Genomic DNA, 7497 nt, shown 5'->3' on the forward strand with positions numbered 1-7497 from the left:
TAGAGCCAAGTTATCGCCCACTAACCTCCCTAACCTAAGTAGGCAGACGATGACAAAGGCTCACTGCAATCATTCACTTTAGGAATTTTCGACCTATGCACAGCCTCAAACTCAAAATTGCCGCTCCGCTAGTGCTTCTGGCCGGCTTTATGCTGCTGGTAGGATTGATTGACAGCCGCTCGATCAATCAACTGGAACAGGACACTTCCACACTATCACAACGCTTTATTCCTGCGCTGGACGCTGTCCTTCAAGCAGATCGTGACCTGTACCAGTCCCGACTTGCAGAATACGCCTACGTAAATGCCACATCCGACTCTGGGCGCAAGTCAGCAACGGCGGCCTATGACGAAAATCTACAGCAAGCTAAGGAGCGCATGAAGGTTTACACCGACCTGAGCACCGACTTCCCGCAAATGAAATTGCAGCAAAACGCTCTTGATAATGCCTTCAACGCTTGGGAGGACAGCTCCAGGCAGGCATTCAGGCTCATCGAACAAGGCGAATTCGCTAGCTCTCTGGAATTAATTAACGGACCCGGCAGCGAGAAATTCGAAACTTTGAGAAATTTCTTTGACAGTGCTGGTGAATCAATTAATCAGGCTATTGAGCACCAAAATCAGGTAACTCAGGAAGACGTTTCTAAAATGGAAACCCTGTCGAAAACAGTTATCGGCGTGTTACTAGTGATGGCGATAGCAGTTATCTACTTTTTCCCCAAAATGGTGGTGAATCGCATTGCCGACATTCGCAGCCGCATTGAGGAAATTGCTGCAGGTGACGGCGACCTGACTCAAACGATAACCATCAACCAAAAGGATGAGCTTGGCGACTTGGCTCAATCGTTCAATGGCTTTGTTGCCAGCTTGCGTGAGATCATCACGGCCCTGAAACAGGAAACCGACCAGATCATTGGTGCCACCAACACTCTGGACACCTCTTCACGGGAAGCCAACAACACCGCAGAACAGCAATCCAGACTGGCTGATATGATTGTCACCTCGGTTCATGAGATGGCCACAGCCACCAAGGAAATTGCCGAGTCTGCCCAGCATACATCTGCTCAGGTAGACGATATCAGCCGTCTGACCAAAGACGGTGAAACCGCTGTCAACGCATCAGTGGTACAGATGGAAACCATGAGCGACGTCATCAACAACGCCACCGAGCTGTCCAATATCCTTAAGGTGGATTCCGAAAGTATCGCTTCAGTAATTGATGTGATTCGCAGCATCGCCGAGCAAACCAACCTGCTGGCTCTCAACGCTGCTATTGAAGCGGCCCGAGCCGGTGAGCAGGGACGTGGATTCGCGGTAGTGGCTGACGAGGTACGCACTCTGGCTAACCGCACTCAACAGTCCACCGACGAAATCAACACCATGATTGAGAAACTGCACCTGGGTGTAGGTCGGGTCGTGGAAGCCATTTCCGCCGGTCAGAAAAATGTTGAAGCGTCACTGGGTACCACTCAAACCACTCGTGAAGCACTCAACACCATTATTCAGACCGTCGATCAGGTGAACATGATGGCCCTGCAAACTGCGGCAGCCACCGAAGAACAGTCTCAGGTCTCTGAAGAGGTCAATCGCAACCTGAATGACCTGAAGATCGCCACAGACACAACAACCCAACTGGTGGCATCCACCAAAGATGTGGCCGTCACACTGTTTAACGGGGCGAACGAACTGGCGGATCGGGTGGGTAACTTTAAAACCTAACTTCAACTCATTTGCCGCACAAAAAAAGCCGCTCAATGAGCGGCTTTTTGGTATCTCGCCAGCAGGTTTACTGACCGTGCTTGGAATACAACTGCTGAATACTGGAAAAGTCTTTTAACCCCTTGTCTTCAGCGCCACCGTTTTTATGCAGATTAAACAGGTTGCGCGCAGCGGTGCCCATAGGAATCGACGACTGACTGCCGACACTGGCTTCCATCGCCAGACTCAAGTCCTTCAGCATCAGATCCACCATAAAGCCAGGCTGGTAGTCGTTACTGGAAGGCACGCTGTCCATAACCCCCGGCACCGGATTGTATTTTTCCAGTGACCAGTTACAGCCAGAACTTTTCAACATAATGTCCGACAGTACCTTCGGATCGAGACCATTATCCATTCCCAGCTGCAAGGCTTCTGCTGTGCCCGTCATATGAATCGCTAACAGCATGTTGTTGCAGATTTTGGCCACCTGACCAGCACCTACATCGCCGGCGCGAAATACATTCGCCCCCATGGCATCCAACACGGGTTTAGCGTTTTCAAAATTGGCTTCCGTGCCACCCACCATAAACGCCAGAGTCCCCGCCGCCGCCGCAGCTACTCCACCGGAGACCGGTGCATCAACAAAATTCAGACCACGCTTTTCCGCCTCGGAACCCACTCGCCGGGAGTTGGCAGGTGCGATGGTGGAGCAATCCAGAATCAAAGCCGTTTTCGGGATCACATCCAGAAGTACATCACCGTCAATATAGACATTTTCGACAATCGCACCATTGGGCAACATGGAAACGACATAGTCGACATCTTCAACCGCCTTTTTAGCGCAATTGACAGGCCTGCAGCCCGCCTCGGAAGCTGCGTCCAGATTAGCGTCAACCAAATCAAAGGCGTTGACCGCAAAACCGGCCCTCACCAGATTGGCGGCCATGCCACCGCCCATATTACCCAGCCCGATAAAGGCAACTGTCTTATTCATGCGATCTCTCCTACAAGGCAACCACACTGTGGCAACTGCTTTGCTTTATTATTGTGTATGGTGGTGGAGCCTGATGAGCTGGCCTGAAGTTTACAAATCGGCCAGTGGATGCACCTCCCAAGGTTGAACAAAAAATGCCTCAACTTCTTCCGCGGGCACATCGGCAACCGATGCATATTGCCACTGCGGATTGCGGTCTTTGTCCACTAACAGGGCACGCACACCTTCTTTGAAATGCCCGCGTTTGGCGCAGTTGACCGACATAATCAATTCCAGACGGAACACCTCTTCCAGCGATAAATTCTTTCCTCGCTCCAGCTGCTCCCACACCAGATACGGTGTCACCGGACAACCACGCCCCAACGTCTGCGCCGCCTTCGCACACCAGGTGTCATCACCGTCGTAGGCAGTAATCTGTGCAACGACTGTCGCTACATCCGGGGCGTCACAGACACGATTGATCCAATCGATATGAGCAACCAGATTGCCAGCGGGCTTTTGCGGGGCGACTAATTTGCTGAAGTGATCCATCACACCCCCAATACCCATCTCACACTTCACTTCGGTCAGCGCGGTCATGACCTCGTCTTTGAGATCCTGAGTGATAAAGTAATCCGCCAGTCCGATGTACTCCACGTCCGTGGCGTTAATGTGAGCGCCGGTTAAACCCAGGAACAATCCGGTTTTATCCGGTGTGCGATTCAGAAACCAGGTGCCGCCCACATCCGGATACAAACCGATGGTAACTTCCGGCATCGCCATGCGCGTAGTTTCCGTCACCACACGATGAGACGCGCCGCTTAACAACCCGACGCCACCGCCCATCACAAAACCGGTACCCCATACGATGAAAGGCTTACCGAAGGTATGTATCAGATAATCCAGACGGTATTCTTCGGCAAAAAACTCGGTGCAGCTATCATTGGGCAAATCTTCACCATAGGCCGCGGAACCCGCATGCAGCGCCACCACATCACCGCCTGCGCAGAAAGATCTTTCACCGGCGCTGTGCAAAAAGACCGCAGAGATGGAGTCATCTGCTTGCCACTTCTGAAGTTGAGGCAACAGCAACTCGACCATGTCGTGGGACAGGGAATTCAGAGATTTTTCCGAATTCAACATGGCTACACCCAGTTTTTTACCACCAGCGGCTGGGCGCTCTTCAAATAAAACAACATCGGTCATAACAGATTCCACTTATTGATTTTTCCATTCCGGCTTACGTTTTTCGAGAAACGCACTGACGCCTTCTTTCTGATCTTCGGTATCCCACAGTTTGACAAACAGTTCACGCTCTTTGCTGTACACCGAATTAATATCGCCATCGCGAGCGGCCATGATCAATTCTTTGCAGAAGCGTACCGACGTTGGCGACTGAGACTCGACCTTGGCTGCCAGCTCCAGTGCTTTATCCAGCACTGTACCGGTAGGCACAACTTCGGATACCAAACCGATCTGTTCGGCCTTGGGTGCTTTCAAACGTTCACCCAGCAAGATCATGCGCTTGGCCCACTGTTCACCCACCAACCAGGACAGCTGCTGTGATCCCAAACCGCATGGCAACAAACCCACCGCCGCCTCCGGCAGAGCCATTTGCGCCTGCTCCTCACAAATACGCACATCGCAACACAGCGCCACTTCCAATCCGCCGCCCATGGCGTAACCGGTAATGGCGGCGATGGAAACGCCTTGATAATTCACCAGCGTCTCAAACGCCTCACCAAACACAGCCGAGGACTCGAAGGATTTACCCTTGTCATCGTGGTTGAATTGTTTGAGGTCAGCACCGGCACTGAAAAACTTCTCACTGTCACTGGTTAAAATCAGTGCGTAGTTATCTTTGTCTTCATTCAGCTCATTCACCAGCTGTTGCAAATAGCGAAGACTTTCCGGTGTCCAGGTGTGTGCTGGCGGATTGTTGAACGTGATGATGGCCGTGTGACCGCGTTTTTCAATGTTGAGTAAGTCGCTCATATTTTCTCTTTTCCTTTCAATATGTTTAGAGCACCAGATGTTTCCTAGCGTATCGCATCCGTCGCGCCATCTTCCAGAATGCGTCGCGCCGTTAACAACCGCATCACTTCATTGGTGCCTTCCAGAATCTGATGCACGCGGGCATCGCGCATATAGCGCTCGATGGGGTATTCCTTAATATAGCCGTAGCCGCCGTGCAGCTGAATGGCGTTGTTGCAGACTTCAAAACCGACGTCGGTGGCGAAGCGTTTGGCCATCGCACAGTAAGTGGTTTTATCGGCGTCGTTGGCGTCGAGCTTACTGGCAGCCAGGCGAATCATCTGCCGTGCCGCCACCAGCTCTGTCACCATATCCGCCAGCTTGAACTGCAATGCCTGAAAGCTGGCAATAGCCTGTCCAAATTGCTTGCGCTCCAGCATGTAAGCCTGCGTGTGATTGAGACAGGCCTGAGCCGCCCCTACCGAACAGGTGGCAATGTTTATGCGGCCACCATCGAGGCCTTTCATGGCAATTTTGAAACCTTCGCCTTCACTGCCGATACGGTGGTTAACCGGTATACGCACATCTTCAAAGGTAATCGCACGAGTTGGCTGAGAGTTCCAGCCCATTTTGTCTTCGTTCTTGCCGTAGTGAATACCCTCAAGATTGGCCGGTACCGCAAAGCAGGAAATGCCTTTGGCACCAGATTCCTGAGAACCGGTGCGAGCCATCAGCACCAGCATATCGGTACTGCCGGCACCACTGATAAACATCTTGCTGCCATTGAGGATGTATTCATCGCCTTCTTTTTTGGCCGTGGTACGCAGAGAGCCGGCATCACTGCCCGCCCCAGGTTCCGTCAGACAGTAGGAAGCCAGCTTCTGCCCCGAGGTGAGATCCGCACACCACTCGGATTTGACCTCATCGGTTGCCCAGCTTGCCAGCATCCAGGTCGCCATATTGTGAATGGAGATAAACGCGGCCGTTGAGGTACAACCCGCCGCCAACTCTTCCAAAATGATGGCCGTATCCAGCCGAGAGAGTCCCATTCCGCCCGCGTCTTCGGGACAGTACATTCCGCAAAAGCCCATTTCACCGGCCTTGGCGATCACGTCTTTGGGAAAAATTTTCTTTTCGTCCCACTCAGAGGCCATCGGGGCCATTTCCCCTTGAGCAAACGCACGAGCCGCTTCCTGAAAGGCTTGCTGCTCCTCGTTCAGATTAAAATCCATAGTGATGTCTCATAGATCGACAGGAGAACCAACCGTCTCACTTCGTTATGGTTATTGTTCAGCTCTGAGTTTATCTCAGTAACAGCTTCAGCGCCGCACAGCACTCAACAACAGTGCAGGCGGAGTCAATCCCAGCCTCCGCAAAAGAACATTAGGTTTGTACGTTGAGCGTCGGACTTGCAAGTAGAACATGTACCCCGCACACCTGTGGATTGACGATATTGCCGTTATGATGGATGATCTTGTCGCCCTGCACGAATCGTAAGGCACGACGAAAAATATAATTAATCCATATAATTCAAAAGGTTAGAATGAGCCTCACATCAAACTGGCCACTACCACCTAAAGGAATTCGGTTTTTAACCCCTCAATTCCTGATCGACCAGCTGGCGGTAAACCCCCTCACCGCGGGCCTGTATCCAGTTGCCATGGGTTACTATCCCCGCGCCGAACACCACCAGATGGTGCGAGAATCCCACAGCAACAACCTGTTGATCTACTGTACCGCAGGACGTGGCACGCTAATGCTGGATAACCAGACGTTTCGTATCCGCCCGGGAGACCTGATCCTGCTACCGAAAGGGGTAAAACACAGCTACAGCTCCCACAGCAACTACCCCTGGTCCATCTACTGGATTCATTTTGAGGGACAGCTCAGCGAAGCATTTTGTCAGCACCTGAATCTGACCAACCCTATCCAGTCTCTGGGCATGCAACCGCGGCTTATCTCGGATTTTGAAGAGTTGTTTAGTTTGCGGCATTCTGGCTACAACAGTGCATCCTTTGTCCACGGCAGCCATCAACTGCAACAGATCATGAGCCATCTGGCTCTGCTGGTCAGGCAGCAGCGCTCAAAAAGCGGTAAACAGATCGATCTGGATTCTGCCCGCGCTTACATGAATGAACACCTGCATGGGCAAATGGATCTGGCCTCTCTGGCTGCGCACAGCAAATTATCCAAATATCACTTTTCCAAACGCTTTAAGGCTCTGACCGGGCACTCGCCCATTCAGTTTTTTATCAACCTGAAAATGCAGCACGCCTGCTACCTGCTCGATGCCAGCACCCAATCCGTCAAACAAGTTGCCGCCGCGCTGGGCTACGATGACGCCTACTACTTCTCCCGTCTGTTTAAAAAAGTGATTGGCTTATCGCCAGATCAGTACCGAAAGAGCAAACACCGCTAATCCTGCTTCACCCATACCGGTTTCACACATACCAGTGGCGCAAATACGGGTTTCACTCATACCCGTTTCATTCATCAAAACCCCGCCAAAGCTCGCGCGTATTACCTCATCTGCTATACCTATGAAGAAGCAAATACCTATCAAGTAACAAATACCTATCAAGAAGCAAGAAAGCCCCCGGATGAGGCATGAAGCCCATATCCGATAAAACCAGAAATATACGAGGACGTCAGGAATGCGACTGGGACTGTTTTATGGCTTGGCATTATTAGCATCATTACTCACCGGCTGCGGCAAGGAAAATACTGATCAAGCCGCCACTGTCGCCGCCCCGCAGAGCATTCCCGCCGGTCAAATTGCCACGGCGACTTCCAGAACGCTACAGCCCTCCTTTGCCCTACCCGCCGATGTCGAGGCGATTCAATCCGCTGACA

At 51.9% G+C, this 7497-nt stretch carries 7 protein-coding genes; 3 read left to right on the forward strand and 4 right to left on the reverse strand.

All coding sequences use genetic code 11. The annotated features are described in order from the left end of the window. Positions 1-95 precede the first annotated feature (95 nt). Positions 96-1718 carry a methyl-accepting chemotaxis protein gene (locus ACTG33_RS07205; protein ID WP_439134523.1) on the forward strand — a complete coding sequence of 541 codons (1623 nt, stop codon included), beginning with the start codon at positions 96-98 and terminating at the stop codon, positions 1716-1718. A 67-nt stretch (positions 1719-1785) separates the two neighbouring features. Here ACTG33_RS07205 and mmsB read toward each other — a convergent pair whose 3' ends face one another. From mmsB to ACTG33_RS07225, 4 genes are all read right to left on the reverse strand, one after another. Then, positions 1786-2691 carry a 3-hydroxyisobutyrate dehydrogenase gene (mmsB, locus tag ACTG33_RS07210; protein ID WP_439134524.1) on the reverse strand — a complete coding sequence of 302 codons (906 nt, stop codon included), beginning with the start codon at positions 2689-2691 and terminating at the stop codon, positions 1786-1788. Between the two features lie 90 nt (positions 2692-2781). Beyond that, positions 2782-3876: an enoyl-CoA hydratase/isomerase family protein gene (locus ACTG33_RS07215; protein ID WP_439134525.1), complete on the reverse strand. Its 1095-nt coding sequence runs from the start codon at positions 3874-3876 to the stop codon at positions 2782-2784. A 12-nt stretch (positions 3877-3888) separates the two neighbouring features. Further along, positions 3889-4665: an enoyl-CoA hydratase gene (locus ACTG33_RS07220; protein WP_439134526.1), complete on the reverse strand. Its 777-nt coding sequence runs from the start codon at positions 4663-4665 to the stop codon at positions 3889-3891. A gap of 44 nt (positions 4666-4709) precedes the next feature. Continuing rightward, positions 4710-5876, reverse strand: a complete 1167-nt coding sequence (locus ACTG33_RS07225) for an acyl-CoA dehydrogenase family protein (protein ID WP_439134527.1) — start codon at positions 5874-5876, stop codon at positions 4710-4712. A gap of 311 nt (positions 5877-6187) precedes the next feature. Here ACTG33_RS07225 and ACTG33_RS07230 point away from each other — a divergent pair, with 311 nt between their 5' ends. Continuing rightward, positions 6188-7063, forward strand: a complete 876-nt coding sequence (locus tag ACTG33_RS07230) for a helix-turn-helix domain-containing protein (RefSeq protein ID WP_439134528.1) — start codon at positions 6188-6190, stop codon at positions 7061-7063. Between the two features lie 235 nt (positions 7064-7298). Beyond that, positions 7299-7497, forward strand: a 199-nt coding sequence (locus ACTG33_RS07235; RefSeq protein WP_439134529.1) for a hypothetical protein, incomplete at its 3' end; no start/stop codon positions are given.

The sequence above is a fragment of the Pseudomaricurvus sp. genome (assembly GCF_965662505.1).
Classification (GTDB): Bacteria; Pseudomonadota; Gammaproteobacteria; order Pseudomonadales; family Cellvibrionaceae; genus Pseudomaricurvus.